The following is a 26,850-nucleotide window of genomic DNA, read 5'->3' on the forward strand; positions in this document are numbered from 1 at the left end:
GCGTCTCGTGTCATGTCTGGCTAACACTTTTTTTCTGTTCTATTTCATTCTTTTTCATTAGTCGACAAGGGAGTCATTTGGTCAATGATTACCTGAACAGCATGATTTCGATAATCAATCGTTCCTGCTAATTGAACAAATTGGTTTTCATTCAAGTGAACACTAATTTGCGCATAAAGCTTCGGAAATACTGTACAAGAAACTTCTTCCGTCTCATCTTGCAGAGTTAGAAAAGCCATTGCTTCTCCTTTTTTCGTTCGGATCCGCTTAATCGATAAAATAATGCCCATACATTTGACTTTGGCGCCTGGCCTTAAATCAAGCAGAGATGAAATCGGCTGAATAAGATCGGCGGCATTGCGTTTTAACTCTTCTATAGGATGTTCAGATAAATAAAATCCTAAGGTATCACGTTCAAAGGCCAGCACCGTTAAACGATCCATCGTTCCGCCTGGATTGTATTTCGGATGTGAATTGAATTTGAATTGTTCACTTAGCGCGTCATCCCCTATATACAATGCATGCGATTGTGCCGCATCGATAGAGGCCAATAGAACTGCTCGTGTCTCTCCGAACCCATCTAGGGCACCTGCTTTGATCAGTGGAATCAATGTCTTTTCAGTGAAATGATCAGCACCCAAAGCAATAGCCATATCAAACATCGACGACCATTGTTGATTCTCTCTAGCAATAGCTAATTGCTGATAGAAAGCAAAGGTCACTCCTTTAATCGCCCCAAGGCCTAAACGAATAGCGTTACCTTCCACAGTATGCGAATAGCGGCTGTTCGTTACGGAAGGCGGATGAATCTCCATTCCTTTCGCTTTAATTTCTCGAATTAGTTCCATCATTTTATCTTTGCTGCCTGTCAGTGAAGATAGATAAGCCGCATAAAAATATGTCGGTTCATTTGCCTTAAAGAAAGCCAGGCGATAAGAAATTAACGTATACGCAACGGCATGACTTTTCGGAAAACCATAGTCCGCGAACTTGACGATTAGATTATAGACGTTATTCGCCTTGGCATGATCAAACCCTTTTTTTGTTGCACCTGCAATAAAATGCTGCCGTTCTTTTTCTAGTACTTGCTGATTCTTTTTACTGATGGCCCGTCGTAATAAATCCGCTTCAGCTAAAGTGAACCCAGCGATTTCAACAGCGATTTTCATGATTTGCTCTTGATAGATGATGATCCCGTATGTTTCTGCTAAAATCGGCTGTAATTCCGGTATCTCATATGTTGTCGGCTCCTGTCCGTTTTTACGGCGACTATAGAGAGGTATGAATTCCATCGGACCCGGGCGATACAAAGCATTTACTGAGTATAGATCATTGAAATTATCCGGATGAATGGTTTGCAATGCTCGCCGCATGCCAGGTGATTCAAATTGAAAAATCCCTGTCGTATCCCCTGTTTTGAACAAATTGTACGTTGCCCGATCATCCAGCGGAATACTTTCAAAATCAATCTCCAGTTTCTTATTGTACTGGACCATAGAACGAATCCTATCAAGTAACGTTAAATTTCTCAGACCTAAAAAGTCCATTTTCAACAAGCCTGCCTCTTCGACATCTTTCATGGCCCACTGCGTTAAAAACACTTCTTCTGTTCCAATTTGCAATGGCACAAAATTGACGAGTGGGTCGGTCGACAATACAACACCCGCCGCGTGCGTAGACGCGTTCCTAGGCAAGTCTTCCAGTCTTTCTGCAGATTGCTGCCAAAGGGCTCTGCGAGGATCAACCGAAATCCAATCCTGCAGTTTTCGGGACTGTTGGACCGTGTCTTTGAATGAACGTCCACTGCTTAATTCGTTGGACATAAAACGAACTTCTTCCGGAGTGAAATCCAGAGCTCTCGCTATGCTCCTTGCGACAGCTTTCGTTGACAATGTTCCAAACGTGATGATTTGTGCCGCGTGTTGCTTGCCGTATGTATCGGCCACATAATTAACCACTTCCGTTCGGCGATTATCCGCGAAATCGATGTCGATATCCGGCATCGTCACACGTTCCGGATTCAAAAATCGTTCAAATAGCAGCCCATAATGAATTGGATCTACTTCTGTGATACCTAAAGCAAAGGCAACTAAAGATCCGGCAGATGAACCCCGGCCGGGACCGACGAGTATTTTCTCATTTTTTGCATAGCGGACATAATCTTCAACAATCAAGAAATAGTCAGTGAAACCCATCTGCTCAATGATCTCCAATTCATAGTTCAAACGTTTTGCATACTCAGCAGGTAGTTGCTGAAAACGACTCTGGAGACCTTTCTGGCATTTTTCTGTTAGTACGGAAATAGCGGTTCGTCCCGCAGGAATCGGAAATGTAGGAAGTTGAAAATCTTGATTTGATATGTTCACTTGGCATGCACTGAGAATTTCCGTAGTCAGTAGCAGCCATTCGGGATGGTCATGGAACCATTCAGACAGTTCATGTGCCTGGGGTAAATACGCTTGGCGAAAACGATTCGGAGGTTTTTGAGGGTCATTTAATTTATAGCCTTTACGAATCGCGGTTGCCACTTCATAGGAAGGAAAATCTTCCGCATGCAGAAAACGAGTTTCATGGCATGCAGCAATTTGCAGTTTACATTCTCCTGCCAGTTCGATCATGCGGTCTTCTTCGGCGTGTTTTGCTCCGCCTGGTCGACCAATCCCAATAAACGTCGACTGATCCGCTTGTGCTTCCACTAACTGTTGCACAATCTCAGCGGTCCTGTGTGCAGCCCATGAAGAATCCGTTAACGCACAAATGACCCAGCAACCTTCCCGATATGCATGCAACCAAGAAAGCGGTAGGTTTTCCTCTTCACGTGTCGATATGGCACTGCTCATTTTCATTAGATTCGAAAAACCTAATTGATTTTTTGCATACACATATAGAAGAAGATCTTTGTCCTCAATCGACACTTTGACTGATAGACCGATCACTGGACGTATGCCGTATTTTGACAACATCTTACTGAACGATCGTACACCGTACAGTTTACTATTTACGATTGCAGCCGAACTAGCTCCCCTTTGTTGTAAAAGAGGAGCCAATTCATCTAACTTTACGATTCCGCGCAATAAGTCTGCGCCAGTAACGATTTGCGGATACATCAGGTTCATTTCAATCCCTCAGCTCTGCTTAGTAATTTCTACAAATTTCTGCTAGCTTCACAATGACTTCATTTGCTTCATCCCACGAATAGACCGATGCTCCGGATGCAAGTGGATGCCCGCCTCCGTTATATTGCATCGCCAAGGTGTTAATCACAGGACCTTTTGAGCGTAAGCGAACACGGATTTGATCGTCTTCTTCAACGAAAATAATCCACGCACAGATCCCTTCGACATTCCCTAATGAACCGACCAGCTGTGAAGTTTCAGAAACTGTCACATCAAATTGATCAAGTATCTCACGGGTCAATTTAATATACGCGGCTCCATGTTCATCAATTGTGAAGTTTTGATAAATATAACCTTGGAGGTGCAAGATTTTACGCTCTACTTCATACATTCCTGCAAATAATTTCGTTCGATCAAAAGGCTGTTTGATAAGTGAACTCGCAATTTCAAATGTTTTTTCTGTAGTGCTTTGGAACATAAAACGTCCAGTATCTCCCACAATTCCAGCGAATAAAAAACGAGCTGCTTCTGTTGAAATTTCCCAGCCATACGATGCTTGACCTTCTTCAAAAAGAGTATAGATCATCTCCGAACAAGAGCTGGCTTCCGTATTCACCCATCGCTCATCACCGTATGGATCTTCGTTCGGATGGTGGTCAATCTTCAATAAAAAAGATCCTTGTTTGAAGAATTCGCCATCTATCCGATCTGTATTGGCTGTGTCTGTAACAATGACGAGTGCGCCTTCGTAATCTGCTTCAGTAACCTGATCGGGTTTCCCCAAATAAGTGAGAAGTTCATCATGTGTTCCTGCAGCCAGTACTTCTTTATCAGGATAATTTTTTTTGATTAATTCTTTAAGTCCCATTTGAGAGCCATATGCGTCCGGGTCTGGACGGACATGTCGATGGATAATGATTTTTTGATAGCGTTCAATTGTGTCAATGATTTGTCTTTTCATGCGGATTCCCCCAAGTTCTTGTTCTTGTATTCGCAATTCCTGTTAAAAGCCGCTACAATGTATTATGACCTAAAGGTTTAAACCTATAGATTATTTTCATGTAATGGAGGCTTTTTAATGGGAACGGTCAATTTTTTATTCGTTTTTGGTATCGTCGCTTCCGGCGTTTTTTATTTCGTTTTTAAGACTCGTCAATTTCGAACCAGCCATATGTTTCCGATCCGGAAAAAGATGTATGCAAGCATGGCAGGATCTGCTCTTGGTGCCCTTTTGATCTTTTTTGGGCTCAATCAAATACTGTTTTTCGAAGGTATTCTAACCTATGTGGTGGCAGGTATATTCATAGTATTTGGCGGCTATGTCGCGATCTTTAATCTTAAAGCGAAGAAACATTATAAGCAGTTCGTTGAAGAAGAGCGAGCATTGAACGAAAACTGATGTCCAAACGGCATCAGTTTTTTATTTTTAATCACGGTTAGAAGCCAGCCAAGTTACTTCTCAAAAAGTTGGAACATCCCCATTGCTTTTGCCACGATACTGTCATTCGAGAAGAGCTCTATTTCCAATTTGATGAATCTGCGACTCGTGTGCAAGATTTTCGGCACAACTGTGACTGCAGCACCTAGCTGAACTTGTTTAATGAAATAAATCGTGACGTTTTCAGGAACGCTCTCTCCGCGTTTTTGAAGACGAATCGCTCGGCTGCCTGCTTCGTTCAAGATTGTGAGCATAGCGCCATAAGATAGAGAGCCGAATTGATTGGTCATTTGAGGGACAACAGAGAATTCTATTTTTTCAGGCGCGTTTGGAATGACCTTCATTTGATTCTTTACAATATCATCGATTGTTTCACCTTGTTGCGGTTGACGCTGGGTCATTTGCAGTGCCTTCAAGACATCTTGACGGCTGATGATCCCTTCGAGTATTCCCGCTTCGGAAACAACTGGCATTAAATCAATGCCTTCCCAAATCATGCTGTGACCTGCCGAAGCCACGCTCATTTTCCCATTGACGGTAATGGGATCCGGGGTCATGACTTTTCCGACAGTATCCATATCCGGTTTACTGACGACGTCACGAGACGTGATGATCCCAACCAACTTTCCATTGGACTCCACGACGGGATAAGCCGAGTGTGCCGTCTGATGATTAACTTCGAAAAACTGATCAACTGAGTCTTCCGGGGCCAAAGTTACCGTACGGGCGAGCGGAGTCAATATGTCTTCTACTAATAAAATTTCTTTTTCGATTAACTGATCATAAATGGCGCGATTGAGCATGGTAGCCACTGTGAATGTATCATAGCTCGTGGAAATGACAGGTAAGTTCATTTCATCTGCTAGATGCTTCACTTCTTCCGTCGCATCAAATCCGCCTGTTACAAGCACCGCCGCTCCCGCTTTTATAGCGATTTCATGGGCTTTCAAACGGTTTCCGACAATTAGCAGGCTACCCGCATCGATGTATCGTATCATATCCTCAAGCTGCATAGCTCCAACGACAAATTTCGTTAATGTTTTATGTAATCCATCGCGACCACCTAATACCACGCCATCTACGATATTGATGACTTCAGCAAATGTCAGGCGTTCAATATTTTCTTTTTTCTTTTTTTCTATACGAATGGTACCTACACGTTCAATTGTATTGACGAGCTTCTGATTTTCAGCTTCTTTAATCGCACGGTATGCAGTACCATCACTTACTTCTAGCGCTTTAGCTACTTGGCGTACAGAAATCTTCTCCCCTACTGCCAAACTTTCAATGTAGCGCAAGATTTGTTCGTGTTTTGTTGACATGGATTCACCTTTTTCTCCGACCTAGTTTGAACGGTTTAGGCTTTTAGCTAATCATACCATAATTCAATCAAAAAAACGGTCTAAGACGATAACAAAGCGCCTCGACCGCCACTGCCCTATTTTGGATTGTTAGATCTCAATCACGTCTCCAGCCGCCATAATTTTCACTTCATGTGACGTTACAAGTGATTTGAAACCTTCAGGATTCTGTTCGATTGGCGGAAACGTATTGAAATGGACAGGCACAGTTAATTTCGGCTTCAGAATCTCAACAGCCTTCGCTGCGTCGCGCGGCCCCATTGTAAAGTTATCGCCAATCGGAAGGAAAGCAATATCAATCGGATCTTCGGCATACAATTTCATATCACTGAACAGCGCCGTGTCTCCCGCGTGATAAATGATTTTATCTTCAATGGTCAGTAACAGACCTGCTGGCATGCCTGTGTATATGATTTCATTATTTTCTGTTGTGTAAGAAGAACTGTGGAATGCTTGTGTATATTTGACTGTCCCAAAATCGAACTTTTTTGAACCGCCTATATTCATGCCGTGTGTCCGCAATCCTTGAAAACCTAAATAAACCGCCAATTCATTGGGCGCAACGACGAGAATATCTTCCCTTTTCGCAATTTCCATCGTATCTCCTACATGGTCGTTATGACCGTGCGTCAGTAAGATCACATCCGGTTTTTCATCTGCCGCTTTCAGATCTGTCAGCTTATTGCCCGTAATGAATGGGTCAATCAGTATGGTCTTTCCGCTTGTTTCAATTTTCACGATCGAATGGCCGTGATATGAGATTTTCACAAAAATCACTCTCCTAATTTTAATGAATCTGTACTCTATACCTTCTGCAAAACAGCGCAAAACCCTCTTTTTTTGTTATACTAACAAAAACAAAGGAGGCTACATAAATGTCTAATATTAAAAAAGTCCAAGATTTCCTCATCGAACACGCTATAGATGCTGCTCTTATTACGAATCCCGATAACATCTTCTATCTAACCAATTTTCGAAGTGAGCCACATGAACGTTTACTAGGTGTGGTTATTTTTAAAGAAGAAGAACCATTTATTATATGTCCAGCCATGGAAGTGGCGGATGTAAAAGCAATCGGCTGGTCCCATGGCGTTGTCGGCTATAAAGACACTGATAACGCGTTTGAATTCTTGGATAACGCCATCCAAGATCGCATCTCTGAATTGACACTACTGGCAATAGAAAAAGAACATATAACAGTAGACCGGTTCGAAATTTTACAAGAACGGTTCCCCGCCCTCCAATTCGCTAAGCTGGATGGAGAAATCGCAAATTATCGGTTAATTAAAAATGAAACTGAATTGGACTGCTTGAGAAAAGCTGCTGAATTGGCAGACTACGCAATCGAAGTCGGTTGCAGTGAAATTAAAGAAGGTAAAACCGAACTGGAGATTGTCCAAGCTGTTGAACAAGCAGTCAAACAAAAGGGTGCCGAAAAGATGTCCTTTGACACAATTGTCATTTCAGGTAAAAAAACCGCTTCCCCTCACGGTATACCCGGTGACCGCGCGATTAAAAATGGAGATTTCATCCTTTTTGATCTGGGTGTTGTATATAAAGGATATTGTTCAGATATTACCCGAACGATTGCACTTGGCGAGCCGACAGACGAACAACGAAAAATCTATGAAACAGTTAAAAAAGCACAGCAAGCAGCAATTGATGTGGTTCGTCCCGGTACACTGGCAAAAGAAGTGGATCTGGCCGCTCGTTCTGTGATTGAAGAAGCGGGCTATGGTGAACTTTTCCCACACCGAATAGGTCATGGCCTCGGTATATCCGTACATGAGTACCCTTCTCTGACAGCAGCGAATGAACTCCCTTTAGAAGAAGGGATGGTTTTCACAATCGAGCCGGGTATTTACGATCCAACGATTACAGGCGTACGGATTGAAGACGATGTACTGGTTACGAAGGATGGCGTTGAGGTATTGACGAAGTTCTCTAAAGACTTGAAAATTATTTAACTAGTTTATGAACATAAAAAAGCAGCCGCGCAAAGCGCGGACTGCTTTTTCAATTATATGCTTTGCAAAACGTCTTCCACGCGAGTATGCTCAAGCTCTTGAGCTTCTGCTACTGCTTGGTATGTTATGCTTCCAGCCATTGTATTAATACCTTTGCGGAGTGCTTCGTTATCCAAGCATGCCTGTTTTACACCTTTGTTTGCGATTTGAAGGGCGTATGGAATCGTTACATTCGTTAATGCAACGGTAGATGTTTGAGGAACAGCACCCGGCATATTCGCTACCGCGTAATGAACGATATCATGTTTTACATAGGTTGGTTCATCATGAGTCGTTACACGATCGGATGTTTCAAAAATACCGCCTTGGTCAATTGCGATATCAATCAATACGGAGCCCGGCTTCATGGATTTAACCATTTCTTCCGTTACCAAAGTCGGTGCTTTTGCGCCCGGGATAAGCACACAGCCAATTACCAAGTCCGCATCTTTCACTGCATTCGCAATATTGTATGGGTTGGAAACTAGCGTTTGAATATCCTTTCCGAACAACTCGTCCAACTGGCGGACTCTCTCTACGGATAAATCTAAAATCGTCACATGTGCACCAATCCCGATCGCTACACGAGCCGCATTCGTACCCGCCTGACCACCACCGATGATTGTTATCTTACCGCGTGAAACACCTGGAACTCCTGCTAACAGGATTCCTTTACCACCCTTTGTTTTTTCTAAATATTGCGCACCGATCTGAGTCGCCATTCGTCCAGCCACTTCACTCATCGGAGCCAATAAAGGCAAGGCACCGTTTGGCAATTGGACTGTTTCATATGCAATCGCAGTAACTTTATGTTCAAGCAATGCTTGCGTCAGATTCAGTTCTGGAGCCAAATGCAAATAGGTGAATAAAATCAATCCTTCACGAAAGTATTGAAATTCTGAAGCAGCTGGTTCCTTTACTTTCAGCACCATATCTGCACCCCAGGCTTCAGCAGCAGTTGCCACAATCGTAGCTCCAGCTTCTTTATACTCTTCGTCTAAAAAGCTGGAGCCAAGTCCTGCCCCTGTTTCAATTAAAACTTCATGTCCAGCAGTTTTTAAAGTCAGTACACTTGCAGGGGCAATTGCCACTCGGTTTTCATTGTTTTTAACTTCTCTTGGAACACCTATACGCATGCGAAATCCTCCTAAATTGAAAGTTACGTTAATCGCCTATTTCATCTTGCCGATTAATATAAATTTAATCTTATCAGAAAATATAAGTTTTTTCCTCTGTTTTTTAAAACCTTTCCGTATACTTTTCAGTTTGCATTGCTTAGGGTAAATATTTCGACAAAAAAAGAAGGATATTCGCAAGCTATGAAGAATATAGTAGATGTAGATACAATCTAACTTTAAGGATGGAGTGGTAATTATGGCACTTAAGTACAAAGACATCATCGTAGCCGTAGATGGATCAGATGAGGCAAAATGGGCTTTCAAAAAAGCAATCGCTATTGCAGACCGTAACGAAGCAACTTTACACTTAATCAACATCATTGATACGCGTTCTTATGCAGCAGTCGAGGCATATGATCGTTCCATCGCAGAACGAGCTCAAAAGTATGCGGAAGATCTATTGACTGAATATCAGGCCGAGGCTGCCGCAGTGGGTATGAACAACGTACAGATCCACGTTGAATACGGTTCTCCCAAAACATTGATCCCTCGTGATATTGCTAAAAAATTAAATGCAGATCTCATTATTTGTGGAGCTACAGGGTTAAACCGTGTGGAGCGTTTCCTGATCGGCAGCGTTTCCGAGAACATCGTCCGTTCCGCGAAATGTGATGTGCTTGTAGTACGTACACCTGAAACTCAAGAATAACAAAAAAGCTCGTTCTCCCTAGGTATTCTAGGAAGAACGAGTTTTTTATTTCGATACTTGTAAAGATTCCACTGAAATACCGCCAACTCGCACCGTATCACGTGCCAACATGATCTCTTCGTTCGTTGGAATGATCAATACTTTTACAGGCGAATGAGGGAAACTAATATACGCTTCTTCTCCTCTGACATTATTCAAGCTCGGATCAAAATAGACCCCCATGAATTCTAGTCCTCGCATCACTTTTTCACGCACAATGGCGCTGTTTTCTCCGATTCCCGCTGTGAATATGATGGCATCGACTCCACCCATTCCAGCAGCATATTGACCAATATGCTGATGAATCCGATCTGTGAAAACATCCAAAGCTAATTGAGCACGTTCATTACCTTGTTCCGCAGCTTCTGTAATATCACGTAAATCACTAGAAAAACCACTCAGGCCAAGCAAGCCTGATTTTTTATTTAGTACATTCACTACCTCTTCAGCAGACTGCCCCGTGCGGTCCATCATGTAAGGAATAAGCGCCGGGTCGATATTTCCTGAACGAGTACCCATAATCACCCCTGCTAAAGGAGTGAAGCCCATGGACGTGTCTACTGATTTGCCGCCTTTGACAGCGGCAATACTTGCACCGTTACCTAAGTGACATGAAATGAGACGCGTATCTTCAAGCGGACGATTTAATATCTTCGCAGCCCGTTCTGTAACATATTTATGGCTCGTACCATGGAAACCGTACTTCCGTATACCATATTTTTCATAATACTCATACGGCAGTGCATATAAAAATGCTTTTTCAGGCATCGTTTGATGAAACGCAGTATCGAAAATTGCTACCGCTGGCAAGTTAGGCAGAGCTTCCTTAAAAGCTTTGATACCGACAATATTTGCGGGATTATGCAGCGGTGCAAATCCTGAAATTTCTTCGAGTTTTTCAATTACTTCTTCAGTGATCAGCACTGAATCACTAAATACCTCGCCTCCGTGGACGACCCGATGTCCGATTCCATCAATCTCATCGTAGGACGATACAACACCTTCGCTTAGCAAATGCTCAAGCAACATACTAACAGCCTGTGAGTGGTCCGCAATATCCAGTACTTTTTCGATCTTCTTGTCATTTGTTGTCATGGAGAAAATTGAATTATCCATTCCTACTCTTTCGAATAATCCTTTGGTAATCTCTTCTTCCGTTGCCATCTCAATCAACTGGAATTTCAAAGATGAACTTCCCGCATTCACTGATAAAATTTTTGGCAATTTATACTCAACCCCTTAGTAATCTTTTACGTTGGTAGACGTTCAAGTTATTATAATACCTAACTATTTGAAACGCAATTAATAAAATGATATTTGAGCTATTTTTCTGTAAAATTTTTCTTTAAAAGAAAAAGAGAGGAAGAGCGAGTGCTCAGTCACTCTCCCCTTCCTCCATCCAAAGACTTACTTTACCAAAAAAGTTTTGTAATGCCAAAGCGTTTCCAAGCTCTGGAATCTTCGCAAGCAATACCTCAGGCATGACAATCCGATCAGTTGGCGGTTGTTGCAACAGCAAAATACTTTTCGCAAAACGTTGATCCTTGAATAAAGAAGCAGGTAGTTCAAACATTCCTCTTAACAGCTGATGTTCTTTCACAAATGATAAGATCGGCTCTGCTCCATCCGCCGTCAGTAATTTTGATGGGACGACGAAGAAACCATATCCACCCGGCTTTACATAGCGCATCGATTGCTCAATATAAAGATAATGCGAAAATGCATGTCCTTCTGAAGCCATGAGTTCATAATCCATCGCCACTTCTTCATCCGGATAGTAACCAACCGGAAGATCACTGATCACCGCGTCTACCAAATCAATGGGCAGGGGCCGCAGAGCATCTTGTAAATAAAACGATACCGGCAGTTGCAGTAAATTTGCCGTAGCCGCTGCAATTTGAATAAGTACATCATCGATTTCCACCGCACTTGCAGATGCTTTGCCTTCAAATTGATTCAGCACTGTAAATAGCAGATTTCCTGTACCGGCAGCCGGATCCAAAAATATAACTGCTTGTTTAGGATTTATCAATTTATTGACTAAGTAGCCAATCAAATAGCCGATTGAATCGGGAGTCATTTGGTGATGAGCTTGTGCAGATTGCTTCATTCCTTTTAACAGAGCAAGTTGAACACCTTTACGGATTTCTTCTGGTTGGACAGGATCCTCCAACTCTACTGCTGAAGGTTTGTCCAGCCAATGTTCACTAGCCTCAAGCACTGCATCCAAATACAAACCATCCGTTGATTGTGCATATTCATCATAATAAGTAAACACTTTTTCCATATTGTTCATGCTATTTCCTCCATGAAGAAACCCACCTCTTAATAGGTGGGTTTTAGTTTAATTCAATTCTTTCACGGCTTTGATTGCCGCATCATAGTCCGGGTGATCTGTTGCTTCGCTGACATATTCCACATAGGACACGTTATCATTACGGTCGATAACGAAAATTGAACGAGTCAGCAAACGCAGTTCTTTAATGGCAGTTCCATATGCCGTACCAAATGAAAGATCTTTGTGATCGGAATATAGATTCAAATTCTCCACACCTTCAGCATCTTTCCATCTAGCTTGTGCGAAAGGTAAATCTACCGAAATTGTTAACACTTCCACGTCATCCCCAAGAGAAGTAGCTTCATCATTGAAACGTTTTGTCTGCAGAGAACAAACACCTGTATCTACAGAAGGTACGACACTGATCAAACGAACCTTACCTTTTGAATCTGCTAATGTAACAGGCTGCAAGTCATTAGATAGAACTGTAAAGTCTGGAGCACGTTCCCCTACTTTCACTTCTGTTCCCTCTAGATGTATTGGATTGTTTTTAAATGTAACATTTACCATGCCAATCACTCCTTTTAACATAGTGTACTAAACGGTAGGGCCTTCATGCAACTTATGTTGTTCGGTTGGACTCAACTCATGTACTTTCTTTTTCTCATATATCTGCTCATGAATCACGGCCGTATCTGCGAATATATCATGCAGCGCGGACTTCTTAGGTGTAAACAGAACGAGTATATAAGGAATCCACAGCATTTGTGAAATGAATCGTCCAATTCCTTCTCTAAACAAAACTGTACTCCAATCCAATTTCTGCCCATTTAATTTCACTACACGAATCCCCATGATCATTTTCCCTACTGTTTGCCCAGCCAATTTTGTCATTAAAATAAAATATAGAAGCAATAATAGTAATGCCGCTACTTTATATGGGCTGAATAAAAAGGCAAACGGTTTATTGATCGCCATATCCATCAGACGGAAAATCGGTTTGACAAAGATTCCACTAATGGACGAGATGAGCAGCAGGTCAATCAAAAAAGCCCACAGCCTGACCCAAAACCCTGCAAATTTCGGTTGGAAAAGTGAATGTTCCGTGGGTATGGATCGCTGTGTGTTCAGCAGTTCATTCGTCATCATCGATTTCCCCCTTCTCACTCACCATATAAATACATCATCCGAGGTGCTTGGTTATCTGTCAGTAACTTCTTCATGATTTGGGACTCCATATCTCCGCCAAATACATCGTGCGCTTTCATGGATAACAATGAAGCCAAATTGTCTGGCGCCCCATATTCAAAGACAGCAGCCTTTTCTAAATGGTAGTCTTCTTTCATTGCCGAAACGACTGTCGGTAATTTTCCGTAATCATCTGCAAGTCCAGCCTCGATCGCTTGTCGGCCATTCATTACACGACCATCCGCAACTTTGCGTACATCGCTTTCTGACATGCCGCGACCTTCTGCGATGATGTTTACAAATCGTTTATACGAATCATCGATCATTTCCTGTAGCATTTTGCGCTCTTCAGGTTTCATCTCTCTCGTACTGCTCATCATGTCCTTGTAAGGACCTGACTTGATGGTAGGAAAATCTACTCCATATTTTTCTGCCAGTTTGCCATAGTTGATCGACTGCATAATGACTCCAATCGATCCAGTTAATGTTTCAGGGTGAACGAAAATCTTTTCAGCAGGGGCAGAGATATAGTAACCGCCTGAAGCTGCCATTCCACCCATGGCCACATAGATCGGAATTTCCTTTGTCGCTTGAATTTCTGTAAACGCATCGTAAATATCCGATGATTCCAATACACCGCCACCTGGCGAATTGACAGATAATACGATTCCTTTTACTGTTGGGTCGTTCATGACTTCATTCAATTGTGCCATAAACTGCCGGTGATTGTACTCTTCCCCGCTAAACAGAGAAGCTGCGCCCGTATCTTGGATGACACCATCCACTTTCAGTACGGCAATCCGTTCACTCAGACTCCCGTCTTCGACTATTGTTTCTTGCAGATCTTGGTCGATAGCTGTGATTTCAGTGATTAGATCATTCCAATCTCTCGTGAAAAACCAGGACATCGTATTGATGCCGATCGACACGAACACCAATATCGCTGCGACTGCAATTGCAATCACTCTTTTTGCTGTCATTCTTAAAATTCCTCCTTTGTTTACATCTTACTGTACGTTACCAATCGTCCAAATGTTTCATTCATGCTACACTTAATCTATTAAATAGAGAAGGAGAGATTTCCGATGGTTAATCAGCACACTATTTATCTCTTTAGCCGGCTTGACGAAGATACCGTTCATAAAAAGACATTTGTTGAAGAACAATTGCTGAAAGAAGGATTCTCGCTTACTGATGACCATACTGAGGCGACCGTTGTCATAAGTATAGGAAGTGATGGCACATTTCTTCAAGCTGTCCGCAAAACAGATTTCCGCCAAGACTGTCTCTATCTTGGCATCTCCATAAAGGGCGCTCACGGAGTTTATTGCGACTTCAAATACGATGAAATTGGGACATTGGTATACGCATTGAACCAACCCAGCCTTGCAGAGCGTCACTATCCGATACTCGAAGTAACAATCAATCAACATAAACCATTCTATTGCTTAAATGAGTTCAGCATTCGTTCCACCATTATACGAACATTCGTCATGGATATTTCCATTGACGAATTATTATTTGAGACATTTTTAGGAGACGGTTTGATCATTTCCACACCGACTGGCAGCACAGCCTACAATAAATCGGTACGCGGCGCTGTCATTGATCCATTATTGCCTTGCTACCAAGTGTCTGAACTTGCTTCCGTCAATAACAATCGCTACCGCACTTTGGGGACTTCATTTATTTTAAGCGGCAATAGGAAACTCACTTTGAATGTTCATCAAGAAGGCAATGAGTTCCCTTCGACTGCGGCAGACAATGAGGCGCTCGGAATCAAGCAGGTTGAAAAAGTCGAAGCTAAACTGAGTAACCGGGTCATTCGGACTGCCAAACTTTCGGATAATTCATTTTTCGAGAAAGTGCAACGTACTTTCTTTTAATTACAAAACTAAAGGCTGTTCAAAAGTCGGAGCAAACGACTTTGGACAGCCTTTTTTCTATTAACTTTCTAAACTATGTTCCTTTTTACGTAACTCAACGCGCATAATTTTACCCGATGCTGTCTTTGGCAATTCTTCCAAAAATTCAATTTTACGCGGATATTTATACGGCGCTGTCAATTGCTTGACATGTTCTTGCAACTCTTTAACCAAATCATCTGAGTGAGCGTTCGCTCTATCACGCAACACAACAAATGCTTTCACCACATTGCCGCGCTCTGCATCAGGACTTGCTACCACAGCACATTCCCGCACAGCTGGATGTTTAATCAACGCATCTTCCACTTCAAAAGGTCCGATCGTATAGCCGGAGCTTATAATAATGTCATCTCCGCGTCCTTCAAACCAGAAATAGCCATCTGCATCTTTTTTTGCACGATCTCCTGTAATGTAGTAATCGCCCCTGAATTGCATTTTAGTTCGCTCAGGATCATTCAAATACTCTCGGAACAGAGCCGGTGTCAATTTATGAACTGCAATATCTCCCACTTCATCCACTGCAGCAATTGTTCCTTCATCCGTAATGATCTCCACTTGATTTCCTGGTGTCGGTTTACCCATGGAGCCCGGCTTCGCTTCCATTCCGATCATCGTTCCAACCAGTAAAGTGTTTTCGGTCTGTCCATAACCATCTCGTACAGAGAGCGAGAATTGTTTTTCAAAAATATCAATGACTTCACGATTTAACGGTTCCCCCGCTGAAACAGCACTTCTAACAGAGGTAAGTGTATAGTCGCTGAGATTTTCTGCTTTTGCCATGAAGCGGTATTCTGTCGGTGTACAGCACAACACATTGATTTGGTACTCGTCTAAGAAATTGAGGTATTTATCAACATTAAATTTACCATTAAAAACAAATCCTGTGGCACCGCTTCCAAGAACCGATAAAAATGGCGTCCAAATCCATTTTTGCCAACCAGGCGCGGCGGTCGCCCAAACTATGTCTCCTTCTTTTATACCAAGCCAGTTCGGTGCTGTCGTACGTAAATGCGCATAACCCCAAGCATGCGTATGTACTGCACCTTTTGGTTTGCCTGTTGTGCCCGATGTGTAAGATAAAAATGCAGTGTCTGTGCTTGCCGTATCACAAGCTGTAAAATCAGAGGATGCGTTTTTTTCTTGTTCCGTTAAAGACACTTCACCTTCCCTTGCCTGACCGATAATACAAACTTTCACTTTGTCTATATTGCCAACGTGCTCTAATTGGTCGGTGAAGGCATCAAATGCAATGATCGCTTTTGCACCGCTATGCTCAATCCGGTATTCAATATCAGAGGAACGCAGCATTTCTGAACTCGGTATGACGACAAGCCCTGCCTTGAGCGCACCAATGTATGTAACATAGGCTTCGATCATGCGAGGTACCATGACCAATACGACATCACCTTTTCGCAGACCATTTGCAGTCAATACATTGGCCGTTCTGTTTGCCGCTTTCATAAGTTCATCATATGTCACTTCTTGCTGTTGGTTTTGTGAGTCTACGTAAATTAACGCTTTTTTGCCATCACCTGTTGCATACTTTTCGAATTCTGAGACGATGTTATACTTAGACGGTGCTAACAATTCTTCACGGTTCATTTTCATTCCTCCTTTTACATAATAGTATAAGTATACAAATACAATGCGTACTTTTCAAAACTTTTTATATTAATCGTAATTTTAAGTTATGAAATTTAACTACAGCAGCCTGATCTCTATGTATAAATTCCACTTTTCCATACAAACTAAAAAGACCGTTCTGCATATGCAGAACGGTCCTCTTTGGACCAATGCTTATTTTTGGAAACCGTTCATTTGTTGTTGAGCCTGACGCACTAATCGCTTAGTAATTTCTCCGCCGACGGAACCGTTGGCACGCGATGAAGCATCTGGTCCAAGTTGTACTCCAAATTCAGAAGCAATTTCTTCTTTCATTTGGTTAAGTGCTTGTTGTACTCCTGGTACTAAAAGCTGGTTTGAGTTGTTGCCGTTGCTGTTGTTTGTCATGTCGTTGTCACCTCCTTGTGACTATAGAATGGTCACTTTTCGAAATTTCATGCAGGAGATTCGACAGGAAATATTTTCTTTAAAGCAAATCATTGAATTCCTCTTCGTTCTGTTCACTTGGAATGATCGTGATACGCTTGTTAACCGCTTCTTCCACCATAGCTTCAAAATTCTCGAAGCTTTCGTAATAACGTACTTTTTCTAATTGCGGTTTCGTTTTGGCGCTGGACGGCGCAAATATGGTACAGCAGTCTTCGTATGGACGAATTGATATCGGATACGTTCCGATTGTCTCTGCTATTTGAATAATCTCGAGCTTATCCATTGCAACGAGTGGACGCAACACCGGTGTAGACGTTACTTCATTAATAGCCGTTAAACTTTCTAATGTTTGACTGGCTACTTGACCAAGGCTTTCACCTGTAATCAGTCCAAGTGCATGTATTTCTTCGCGGACACGATCTGCAATTTGCATCATCATCCGTCTTGTCGTTGTCATCGATAAATTACTCGGTACTTGCTTAACAATCGCTTGCTGCAATTCTGTAAATGGAATAACATGCAAGCGGATAGTAGCTCCGAACTTCGTCAACTGACGTACAATATCTTCTACCTTTTGTTTTGCCAAGTCACTTGTGAATGGAGGGCTCGCAAAATGTATCGCGTCAAACGATACACCTCTTTTCATCATAAGATAGCCTGCAACCGGACTATCGATTCCGCCGGATAGCAATAAAAGCGAATGACCATTTGAACCGACCGGCATTCCTCCCGCTCCCTTATAAATATGAGAAGAGATATAAGCTGCACCGCGTTGTATTTCCACGTATAATAAAATTTCAGGTTTCTTCATTTTTACGATCAATTCAGGAAACGCGCGAAGTACATGTCCACCGAGTTCTTGTTGCAATTCTCCTGTGACGAGCGGGAAAGTTTTATCTGTTCGTTTCACTTCAACTTTAAACGTTTTACCCTCTGTTTCAGTATTGCCGATCACATCTAGTGATGTCTGCTTAATCGCTTCAAGTGTCGGTTCGCAAATCGCAATTGGACTGAAGGATTGGATTCCAAACACTGTTGGCAAAATCTCAATCGCTCGGATTAACTCCTCAGGACGCTCCGTATAAAGAAACATGCGATCTCGTTCTGCGCGCATTGTCAATGTCGTAAGTTCTTGCAAGGCAGCTTTAATATTTTCTTTTAATTTGCGGACGAATTTACTTTTATTCTTCCCTTTTAGAGACATTTCACCATATCTGATTAAAATGGTATTCCAATTCATTTTCCAATTCCCCTTTTCAGCAGTTGCATCAATTGACGTACAGCTTCCATTATCTGATGAATTTCATCTATTGTCTGATCTTTTCCGAAGCTGATACGGATTACACCCTTCTCGAAGTCTTTCGGCAAACGGATTGCCTCAATTACATGGCTCACGTCCGAATTTTTCGAAGAGCAGGCACTTGACGTTGAGACGATGATGTCTCGTTCTTGTAAAAAATTAACGACTACTTCTCCAGTAATATTTCTAAAAGCAACCGATAGTATATAGGGTACGCTCGAATTTGGCGCTAATACTTTGCAATCATCAAACTCTGCAAAGAATTGTTGCAATTCATTTTTCCGCCGTCCAATTTTTTCCAAATCCACTTCTTCCGCTTGCAAACGTGCGGCTTTTGCGAATGCGGCTGCATGCGGTACGGAAACTGTACCATTTCGCAAGGTCGCCTCTTGTCCACCACCAAATGAAATCGGCTGAAGCCTCAAATTTTTTCGAAAAGCTAAAAATCCACTGCCTTTAATTCCATAAATTTTGTGAGCGGAAACTGTAATGAGATCTGGTCCATCCTGAAAATCAGCCGGCAATAACTTTCCGAAACTTTGGACACAGTCCGAATGAAAGACTGCACGCGATGTACTATGGATGATCCTAGCACTTTCCTCTATTGGTTGAATTGTACCAATTTCATTATTGACATGCATGATACTGACCATAATTGTATCATTTCGTAAAGTAGACTCGAGTTCTTTCAGTGAGATTCTTCCTTCTTCATCGACTTGTAAATAATCGACAGTAAAGCCCTGTTCTTCTAAGTACTGAAATGTACGGAACACGGATGGATGTTCTACTACTGTTGTGATCAAATGTCTGCCTTTATGCTGATTCGCTAAAACATATCCGACAATAGCAAGATTATTTGCTTCCGTTCCACCCGATGTAAAAACTCCTTCTGTGAGTCCTGTCCCAATGGTATCCAATAATTGTTTTCTTGCACGTTCCAGCAGCTTTTCTGTTTGTTTCCCTGCAGCGTGCAAAGATGCTGGGTTTGCAAAATAATTTGTAGAAACCTCTATAAATGTGCGCAGTACCCTTTCATCCGTTTTTGTCGTCGCACTGTGATCAAAATACACATTTCAAACCTTCCTTCTTAATCAGAATTAGCGAAACAAAGCCACCGGGCAAACCGGTGGCTTTGTCGGAATATAGTTACACTTTATGATGAAGCATTTCTTGAATTTTCTTCATGGCGCCCGGTTCGACGTCTTCAACAGCGGTAGCTGCCTCTTCCAAAGCTTTCATGTAGCGGAATTGCATAAAAGAATCTTCCGCTTGTACTAATTTCTGATGCACTTCTGGATGAGAAGCGCGATATCGATTGCCGTACTGAATAATTCGTTCGACTAACATCGCATTTTCAATCAAATCTTCCGCTTTTTTGCATACATCATCGACAACAGTCGTTGCTTTTTGAATATACGACTCCACTAAAGCCATATTAAGCGGGACATCTTCCAAACTTTGTTTGACAAGAAAAATTTGTTCATCTGCTTCTTCCAACTGGATTTCCATTTCATCCGGAATACCAGGGATATTCGCACGATGCAAATTGCGATCCGCAGCCTGAAGTTGTTGCGACAATGCCAAAAGACGCGAACGTACTTGATTTTCATCGATTCTAAGATTTTTTATACGATTCGTAAATCTCTCTTGTTCTTCCGCCAACAGATCTAGTTCTTCTGCTATTTCCTGCAATTCTGTCTGTAGGCCGGAATAAGCGGATACATGATTATCCTGGCGTTCAATGAATACCTCGATACGTTTTGCCAACGCATTCAACTTTTTCATAGCATTTTGCGGAACTTGAGCTTCTTTTTCATCTAAACGATAACTTTGCTGTACAAAATTCACTTCACGTATCGTATCTTGAATCGTTCCTTGCAGATCTTCAAATAAATCCAACACCGCTTCCCATCGGTCCTCAACATAATGTCGGGAACTCACTTCTTCCTCCAAGACATCATAGAAGGAGTCAATCCGATCGTGAAGCTCCGATACTTCTTGCCCAACTTCTTTCACTTGCAACTCAACAAGCTGTTGTCGAAGTTCGGTAAGGCGCTGTTCAATTTCGTCAAACTGCGAAGTTAGGTTGAGATGTCCCAAATAATAGGCTTGTTCTTCCATTTCTAAAATCCCGATGCGTAGTTCACGTAATGCAGCAGGTATTTTTGATTGTAACTCCGTCAGTAACGAAGGAATTTCATGGATAATATGAGATAGCCTATCTCCTTTAGATGCCAATGAAATAACGATTTCTCGGGCTTGTAGATAGTTCCCATTTGCGATCAAGGCATCGTATTCATCAAATCTCGGATTAAACGACTCCCATTCCTTCTCAAGTGGTTCAACGGCAGGCCCGTATGAGTGTTGATGTGCTAAGATTGCTTTTCTTGCCGCATAATGCTGCTCTTTAATCGTTTCCATTTCAATGCGGTTTTTCTCTTCGCTGCCGATTAACTCATTCAGTTCCTCAAGGATGGCATGCATTTCCTTTTCGCACTGAGACAAGATTTCTTGTATATGCTTTTCTGTTTCTGTTGCTTTTTTGAAATGGAATCGATCCACGTGATCTTCCACATCAAATAATAATGAATCCACTTTTGGAATACGATCATCAACGACTTCCGTCCAAGTGCTTCGCCAACGCTCGAACATCTCTTCCGTTTGGCCTGTCATATTCAATTGTTTCACTTTCGTCATTTCTTCAAATATCGGTTTATGTTGAATTTGTAATTTTTCTTGTTCCAATCTTCCAATTTCTTGTATATGCTTTCGCCTAAACAGAAATGCGATTACTGTCAGAACGATGACAATAATTAATGGAATGATGAAATATTTCATCGCATTATGATCCCCCTATCCCACACTTCGCGCATAAAGTCATTACTCTAGATATTATAGTATATCGTAACATGTTTAAAGCTTTTTCGTCTTGAATTAACATGTTTTTTGAGAAATAACAGATATTTTATCAATTAGACGCGGTTTTTAGAGGGAAATTCGGTAACTTTACTCTTCCTACTCTATGCATCTCGGTGTAATGGATCAGGTAATCGTCAAAAATCCTTCGGAGTTCAGCATTGCGGTAACATGATGCCTGAGAGCGAAAAACTCATATCGCTGATTCCCAATTTGAATGACAGTTCCTGGATGTGCTGTTCCAATCCGAATTTCTCCAACCTCATCAGTTTGGATATTCGTCTTCACGCCAGCAGCAGAACCTGTTTCATCTAGGTCAATATGTCTTCTGCCAATTACTTCGCCGCCACGACAAACACCTTTGATGGCAATGTCATGTAATGCAGTAATTGAACAGTTGTAGACACCTTTCGACATAATATGGATTTTCCCATTGCTATATAATATGCTATTCAGCGCAAAGGAGGCTTGCAATACCGATTCAGGCCGACTCTCTTCATTATATATTTGAAGCAACACGTCTGCATCGTCTATTAATTGTCGCAAATAAGAGATGGTTGTTTGTTCTTCTCTCAGCGGATCGGCAAATAATAGATACAGCCGCTCGGAAAGTTCCAGCCATTCTTTCTCCAATCGTCTCGAATGGTTCTTGACAACTTGAATAAACTGTTTGTTTAATTGCATGAAATCACTATATTTCTGTTCTAATAAAAGTTGAATCGCTTGTTTCAAAATAAATGGCGCTATTTCTTCCGCTTTCTCGCCACGTAATGTAAATATTTGAACAAGCGCCAATTCGATATTACATAAATAGGAAAGAACTTCTTCAAGATCTTTCAACAACATTGAAATCACTTTTTCCTGTATCCCAACCGTAACAGTGGAAGAAAAAATACTTCCTTTAATAAATACTGATTTTGTTCCTCGTATGGAAGCCTTCGTGCTGTTTTTTATGATCGTAATCGACCCAGACGCTGCGACAAACATTGAGGGATGTATACTGCCGCCAATCCAGACATCCCCATCAAAATAAATATTTCCGCTCTCCAAATTAACGTCAGCAGAATGTCTATATTCTCGATTAACATCTATTTTCACCAATTTCCCGCGCCATTCTATTACGGGTCTTCCATCAATTTTTGCATAAACTTTATTTTGAAAAACTTTCACATGCCGACCCGATTGCATTATGATTTCCTGCGGCGGTTTTACCGGCCTTTCTTCATCAAATAAACTCTTCCCCGCGATTCCTTCCACCGGTGGACTATATGTTGCGATCAACTGACCAGCTTGAACAGTAGGGATGGGATCTTGCTCCCGATAATCTACTCGTTCATGCTCTTCTGCTTGTTCTTTATCAAATTTTAAATGAATAACCAGCGCAGCATCTTTACTTTCAATTGGCGCAGTCCCTTTTGCCACGACGAATTCTTTAACTTCCAATGAATTTGCCGCTTCTTTTATAGCATCCATACATAAACCGTTCTCAATCCCCATTTTTCTCAGTTCATCCACAAAGCTCTCTGTTTTTAATTCGTTAAAGTTTTGCGTTTCTTCTGTTACTTGGATATTCAGAACCGTTTCCCACTGTGTATCCATCAATGTACGTGTAATCGTTTTTCCCGGTGTCACGATAGCCTTTGCGATCATATCGTCATCCTTTAATTGAATGACGAACTGAGGATCTAGCTTTTCTGCTTTTGCTTTGCAAACGATTTGATCTGTGGGTAAAAGAATTGTACGCCGTGCCACAATATCATCGTTAATTCTTAATTCGGTCCCAGCGGACGGAATAATCATCGGATATTTCTGATCTTCAAAGTGCGCTTCCAGTTGTCCGTTGTGAATTCGTACGACAGATTGGTTTTCCATAATTTTTTCTTTCTTTTCTTCCACTTCTGTAACTGAGACTTCTGCTAAAACTTTTTTCAGTCTGAACATGGATGTTCCAGCAGGTCGATTTACTCGAACAGACACTTCATCCAATGTGAGCCCCAATACCTGAAGCGCTTGCTCCAACGCCTGCTCTACAGTCTCTGCTTGGATCGTAACAGACCTTTTCACACTCTCACCTCCAAATCAATAGTCCTTTATCTCCATTTCTATTATATCATAAAAAAGAATCTTTTCTACTACTATTATCTCAAATTTCTGATTAATCGACTTTCAAAGACAAGAAATCAAACAGAATCACTCTTCCTCGTTCACATTATTAGGTCAGAGGTGCGGTACAGTATTTTTCATTCAGTTTCTGGTAAACTACTTAGTAGAAAGAGGTGGAATGAGTGGATTCTAAAGATCCTTTGCATGAAGACTTGGATGATGAAGAGCTACAAGAACTAGTGCTGGAAGCGCAACGTGAAGCGCTTGAAAAAGCAGCTACTGAAAAGAACGAACGCCGCGTATACCGCCCATTTCCAAAATGGATGTTTTGGATCATGGCGACAACATTGGCAGTCAGCACATTCGCTATTGTATTTCAAATTTTTTCGATTCCAGCAATTGAATTTTTAAAGACCTCATCTGAACTCTCAAGAAACCCGCAAGTTGCTGCATATAAAGAAGCTGTTGTTGTCGTCTCAACCGGGGATGGTAAAGGGACTGGATTTTCTATTAGTGATAAAGGTACAATCCTTACAAATTATCATGTGATTGAAGGGTATGAATCGGTTATGGTCTTTTTCCCTGAGGGACAGCGATACTCCGCCACAGTCACTCGTACTTTCCCAGACATTGACCTCGCTATTTTAGAAGTGCGGGGAGAGGCTCTTCCCTATTTAGTGTTGGCCGAACAAACCCATTTTGATGAACATGAAGCTATCACATTCATTGGCAACCCATTAAGTTTTTCAGGCATAGCCAATAAAGGGTATGTACTTGATTATATTCAATTGCCTGATTGGGACCGCCCTGTCGTGATGATCCGTGCCCCAGTTTATCGCGGCAATAGTGGTAGTCCGGTGATCAATAATGAAGATGAAGTAATCGGTATTATTTTTGCTACTTTAAACGAAGACAACCATGGAAAAGTGGGGCTTTTCATTCCGATTGACGCCTACTATGAAGCATTGGATAATTTATGAGTATAAAAAAAGTCGGCAAAGGACTTGTCCTTCACCGACTTTTTATTTTTTTATCGTTTTGCTACGAGTAAAAGTCTGCCTTTATCAAGCTCGCTTTCGCCTTCTTGCGCTTCAGCTTCAGTCAATCCAACTGATTGCATTTCACTGCGTAATGTATCTCCACGAGAAGTAAACATATTCTTCATTTTATTAAGGAAGCCCATCTCCCCCATTCCAACTTGTTCAGAATCTAACGCATCTGCGATTTTGTCTTCGCGATCCTGATTGTGTGCGAATATATAAATATCGTCATGTGTGTAGCCTTGAGTCACTAGCTCTTCAATCTTCTTTTTTGCTTGTACTGCATTTTCTAAGAAAAACTTTTCCATTTGTAAAACCTCCAAATAATTGTTTTCCGCTCTATTCATCTATACCTATTCAGCCTGCCTTTCAAACTTCCTCTACACACTTCACGACTTTGTACCCATTACCTTTTCACCTAACTAATATAAACTGCTCACTCCATTTGTTTAGAGAACATTCGGACTATGCTATACTAACCCTATAATTTATTAGAAAATAATAGAAAAAGGATGGGAACATTATGTCGACAGATCGTTTGGAACAAGGTTTACGCAAAATCAAAGAATATGTTAGCGAGGAAGAAGCAGAACGGATGATGACGTCCGATACATTAAAAGATCTAGCACCTGATTTACGAAAGTACATCGTAGAGTTTGGTTATGGAGAAATCTATTCTAGGCCTGGATTAGATAGTAAACAGCGACAGTTGGTGACGCTTGCTTCTCTTGTGACGCAAGGTACAGAACCACAGATTAAGACACATGTAAAACGAGCATTGACGGTTGGTTTGACTAAAACAGAAATCGTCGAATGCATTATGCAACTAATACCTTACGTCGGCTTTCCGCGTGTTCAAAATGCTTTGTCTGCCGCAAAAGAACTTTTAGAAAATGAATAACTCTACAAAATGCCGGTCGAGAACATTTTCTCAACCGGCTTTTCATTACCATCTATAAATTGCCGCTATTCCGGTATCGACAGGCATTCGCTCTTCTGGCAAGACGACTACTTCCCCGCCGCTTTTAAAAACAATTTCAGCCAAGTCGTCCATCACATCATCAACAGCTGTATTCTTCAGGTTTTCTGTCTGAATTTCTCCTGTATCCAAATTAATTCTACCTGGGTACAAACGGCCGTCTTCTAACATAAGACGACTAATCCGATCTTCACTGGCGGCTTGAACAACTTGCTCTATTTTTTCAGAGCCTTGACCATTAGACCTTGCGTTCTCAAAACTATCTACTAGTTTCTTTGTTTTTTCTAAATAATTTGGTTCAATGCATTCCCATGCGGTTTTTCGTAATTGTTCTAAACTCAGTGCTTCAAAATCAGATTTGATTCCGATTTGCTGCAAGTGCGGGTTGTGGCTCAGTTCTTTAAAAGGCGTATGGTACTCTGTCAACGTGACCAAATATAAAGGCAATCCACTTGGTTTGGAGTAATGCTCTGCAACCGTTCGGTCGACATAGCGGAAATAACGCTCAATATCTATATCGATTTCGTCTTTTTTACTTCCATGCCCATGCATCATTGCGGTTCCGGCAGCTCCACTTGAATCACCTGCACCTAAGTATGATTCGGTCACTTGATCACCGATTGCTTCCGCTTTAGTTTTTGCCAATCCTTCAGGTATTTCCACTTCTTCTACACCGTAGCGATTTCCTTCAAACAATTTAAACTGTTGTCGATTGACTCCTAACAAATGATAGCGATCTGCCGATTGGAATACTCGGATGAGAGGCTTGATATGGAAGCTTTTTGAAACGATTGCCAATTCAGGAACGGGCCGTTGGAGTCTATAGGCAATACAACGATCTTTCGTCGCAAATAACGCTAGTCCATCTCCTGCATGAGCCCAGAATGGCCTCTCGCCTACTAGCTTTTCAAGTGGCTCAAGTAAGCCCTTCACTTCATTCGCAGGATATTCTTTTTCTAGTTCTTCATGTACTTTTTGTAATAAATTTTTAAATCGTATTGGATCTTGCTGATTTTCAGGACGATAACGGTGGGTCGGTTGATAGATTGAGATACATAGCTCCGCTTGCTCCCTCAAAAATTCATGTGGAAATTCATTAACAATTTCGACGTTCATCCTAATCCCTCCAGTTCAAATTTTCCTGCCTTTTAACAGCGCAGGCTCTAATTTATTTGTTCCCCTTTCATCTAAATGTAAACTCCGTCCATCTTGACTATTTACAATTCGGTTGACATGTAATGATATATGGTATATAATAAGTATTTGGTATTGATAACTGATC

The 26,850-nt window shown here is 41.6% G+C and carries 24 protein-coding genes; 6 read left to right on the top strand and 18 right to left on the bottom strand.

Features of this window, described 5'->3' with window-relative positions; genetic code table 11:
* Positions 1 to 44: 44 nt before the first annotated feature.
* Both MKX97_RS10495 and MKX97_RS10500 read right to left on the bottom strand, forming a co-directional pair.
* Positions 45 to 3,116, bottom strand: a complete 3,072-nt coding sequence (locus MKX97_RS10495; protein WP_342535923.1) for a DNA polymerase III subunit alpha — start codon at positions 3,114 to 3,116, stop codon at positions 45 to 47.
* 19 nt (positions 3,117 to 3,135) lie between these two features.
* A complete protein-coding gene (locus MKX97_RS10500; RefSeq protein ID WP_040759267.1) occupies positions 3,136 to 4,077 on the bottom strand; it encodes a bifunctional oligoribonuclease/PAP phosphatase NrnA in 942 nt (313 codons plus the stop codon).
* Positions 4,078 to 4,194: 117 nt separating this feature from the next.
* Here MKX97_RS10500 and MKX97_RS10505 point away from each other — a divergent pair, with 117 nt between their 5' ends.
* Positions 4,195 to 4,515, top strand: coding sequence for a YtpI family protein (locus tag MKX97_RS10505; RefSeq protein WP_009497672.1), 321 nt, complete (start codon positions 4,195 to 4,197; stop codon positions 4,513 to 4,515).
* A gap of 53 nt (positions 4,516 to 4,568) precedes the next feature.
* Here the strand turns inward: MKX97_RS10505 and MKX97_RS10510 are convergent, their stop codons facing one another.
* Together MKX97_RS10510 and MKX97_RS10515 are read right to left on the bottom strand one after the other, a co-directional pair.
* Positions 4,569 to 5,876 (bottom strand): DRTGG domain-containing protein, encoded by a 1,308-nt coding sequence (locus tag MKX97_RS10510; RefSeq protein WP_078816882.1) that lies wholly within the window; start codon positions 5,874 to 5,876, stop codon positions 4,569 to 4,571.
* Positions 5,877 to 6,005: 129 nt separating this feature from the next.
* Complete coding sequence (locus MKX97_RS10515) at positions 6,006 to 6,683, bottom strand: metal-dependent hydrolase (protein WP_009497675.1); 678 nt, start codon at positions 6,681 to 6,683, stop codon at positions 6,006 to 6,008.
* Between the two features lie 107 nt (positions 6,684 to 6,790).
* Between MKX97_RS10515 and MKX97_RS10520 the strand changes: the two genes are divergently transcribed.
* Positions 6,791 to 7,882, top strand: coding sequence for a Xaa-Pro peptidase family protein (locus tag MKX97_RS10520; RefSeq protein WP_009497676.1), 1,092 nt, complete (start codon positions 6,791 to 6,793; stop codon positions 7,880 to 7,882).
* 53 nt (positions 7,883 to 7,935) lie between these two features.
* Here the strand turns inward: MKX97_RS10520 and ald are convergent, their stop codons facing one another.
* Positions 7,936 to 9,057 (bottom strand): alanine dehydrogenase, encoded by a 1,122-nt coding sequence (gene ald / locus MKX97_RS10525; RefSeq protein ID WP_078816884.1) that lies wholly within the window; start codon positions 9,055 to 9,057, stop codon positions 7,936 to 7,938.
* 238 nt (positions 9,058 to 9,295) lie between these two features.
* On the opposite strand from ald, the gene MKX97_RS10530 reads away from it, so the two are divergent.
* Positions 9,296 to 9,748 carry a universal stress protein gene (locus MKX97_RS10530; RefSeq protein ID WP_009497678.1) on the top strand — a complete coding sequence of 151 codons (453 nt, stop codon included), beginning with the start codon at positions 9,296 to 9,298 and terminating at the stop codon, positions 9,746 to 9,748.
* Positions 9,749 to 9,793: 45 nt separating this feature from the next.
* On the opposite strand, the gene MKX97_RS10535 is transcribed toward MKX97_RS10530, so the two are convergent.
* The 5 genes from MKX97_RS10535 to sppA all read right to left on the bottom strand — a co-directional run bounded on the left by MKX97_RS10535 (position 9,794) and on the right by sppA (position 14,233).
* Entirely contained in the window at positions 9,794 to 11,011 is a 1,218-nt protein-coding gene (locus tag MKX97_RS10535) for an acetate kinase (RefSeq protein WP_009497679.1), read from the bottom strand.
* A 151-nt stretch (positions 11,012 to 11,162) separates the two neighbouring features.
* Entirely contained in the window at positions 11,163 to 12,083 is a 921-nt protein-coding gene (locus tag MKX97_RS10540) for a class I SAM-dependent methyltransferase (RefSeq protein ID WP_342535924.1), read from the bottom strand.
* A 48-nt stretch (positions 12,084 to 12,131) separates the two neighbouring features.
* Positions 12,132 to 12,635 carry a thiol peroxidase gene (gene tpx, locus MKX97_RS10545; RefSeq protein WP_078816886.1) on the bottom strand — a complete coding sequence of 168 codons (504 nt, stop codon included), beginning with the start codon at positions 12,633 to 12,635 and terminating at the stop codon, positions 12,132 to 12,134.
* 27 nt (positions 12,636 to 12,662) lie between these two features.
* Positions 12,663 to 13,214, bottom strand: a complete 552-nt coding sequence (locus MKX97_RS10550) for an RDD family protein (protein WP_342535925.1) — start codon at positions 13,212 to 13,214, stop codon at positions 12,663 to 12,665.
* Positions 13,215 to 13,228: 14 nt separating this feature from the next.
* The gene (sppA, locus tag MKX97_RS10555) at positions 13,229 to 14,233 is read right to left on the bottom strand and encodes a signal peptide peptidase SppA (RefSeq protein WP_340759062.1); all 1,005 of its coding nucleotides are present in this window, start codon (positions 14,231 to 14,233) and stop codon (positions 13,229 to 13,231) included.
* 105 nt (positions 14,234 to 14,338) lie between these two features.
* Between sppA and MKX97_RS10560 the strand changes: the two genes are divergently transcribed.
* The gene (locus MKX97_RS10560; protein ID WP_342535926.1) at positions 14,339 to 15,139 is read left to right on the top strand and encodes an NAD kinase; all 801 of its coding nucleotides are present in this window, start codon (positions 14,339 to 14,341) and stop codon (positions 15,137 to 15,139) included.
* 60 nt (positions 15,140 to 15,199) lie between these two features.
* On the opposite strand, the gene MKX97_RS10565 is transcribed toward MKX97_RS10560, so the two are convergent.
* The 6 genes from MKX97_RS10565 to MKX97_RS10590 all read right to left on the bottom strand — a co-directional run bounded on the left by MKX97_RS10565 (position 15,200) and on the right by MKX97_RS10590 (position 23,510).
* Entirely contained in the window at positions 15,200 to 16,780 is a 1,581-nt protein-coding gene (locus MKX97_RS10565; protein ID WP_221836417.1) for an acyl--CoA ligase, read from the bottom strand.
* Positions 16,781 to 16,975: 195 nt separating this feature from the next.
* Positions 16,976 to 17,188: an alpha/beta-type small acid-soluble spore protein gene (locus tag MKX97_RS10570; RefSeq protein ID WP_078816891.1), complete on the bottom strand. Its 213-nt coding sequence runs from the start codon at positions 17,186 to 17,188 to the stop codon at positions 16,976 to 16,978.
* Between the two features lie 79 nt (positions 17,189 to 17,267).
* Positions 17,268 to 18,470: a tRNA uracil 4-sulfurtransferase ThiI gene (gene thiI / locus MKX97_RS10575; protein WP_078816892.1), complete on the bottom strand. Its 1,203-nt coding sequence runs from the start codon at positions 18,468 to 18,470 to the stop codon at positions 17,268 to 17,270.
* Positions 18,467 to 19,600 (bottom strand): cysteine desulfurase family protein, encoded by a 1,134-nt coding sequence (locus MKX97_RS10580; RefSeq protein WP_342535927.1) that lies wholly within the window; start codon positions 19,598 to 19,600, stop codon positions 18,467 to 18,469. Before MKX97_RS10580 ends, thiI begins: the two co-directional genes overlap by 4 nt.
* A 76-nt stretch (positions 19,601 to 19,676) precedes the next feature.
* Positions 19,677 to 21,368, bottom strand: a complete 1,692-nt coding sequence (gene ezrA, locus MKX97_RS10585; protein ID WP_342535928.1) for a septation ring formation regulator EzrA — start codon at positions 21,366 to 21,368, stop codon at positions 19,677 to 19,679.
* Between the two features lie 204 nt (positions 21,369 to 21,572).
* Positions 21,573 to 23,510, bottom strand: coding sequence for a FapA family protein (locus MKX97_RS10590; protein WP_342535929.1), 1,938 nt, complete (start codon positions 23,508 to 23,510; stop codon positions 21,573 to 21,575).
* 221 nt (positions 23,511 to 23,731) lie between these two features.
* On the opposite strand from MKX97_RS10590, the gene MKX97_RS10595 reads away from it, so the two are divergent.
* On the top strand, positions 23,732 to 24,529 hold the full coding sequence (locus tag MKX97_RS10595; protein WP_342535930.1) for a serine protease: 798 nt from the start codon (positions 23,732 to 23,734) through the stop codon (positions 24,527 to 24,529).
* Positions 24,530 to 24,579: 50 nt separating this feature from the next.
* Here MKX97_RS10595 and MKX97_RS10600 read toward each other — a convergent pair whose 3' ends face one another.
* Positions 24,580 to 24,897: a general stress protein gene (locus MKX97_RS10600; RefSeq protein ID WP_245799438.1), complete on the bottom strand. Its 318-nt coding sequence runs from the start codon at positions 24,895 to 24,897 to the stop codon at positions 24,580 to 24,582.
* A gap of 215 nt (positions 24,898 to 25,112) precedes the next feature.
* Here MKX97_RS10600 and MKX97_RS10605 point away from each other — a divergent pair, with 215 nt between their 5' ends.
* A complete protein-coding gene (locus MKX97_RS10605) occupies positions 25,113 to 25,490 on the top strand; it encodes a carboxymuconolactone decarboxylase family protein (RefSeq protein ID WP_078816898.1) in 378 nt (125 codons plus the stop codon).
* 45 nt (positions 25,491 to 25,535) lie between these two features.
* Here the strand turns inward: MKX97_RS10605 and MKX97_RS10610 are convergent, their stop codons facing one another.
* Positions 25,536 to 26,684, bottom strand: coding sequence for a hypothetical protein (locus MKX97_RS10610; protein WP_221836408.1), 1,149 nt, complete (start codon positions 26,682 to 26,684; stop codon positions 25,536 to 25,538).
* Positions 26,685 to 26,850: the final 166 nt, after the last annotated feature.

The organism is Sporosarcina sp. FSL K6-3508 (assembly GCF_038615825.1).
Lineage (GTDB): Bacteria > Bacillota > Bacilli > Bacillales_A > Planococcaceae > Sporosarcina > Sporosarcina newyorkensis.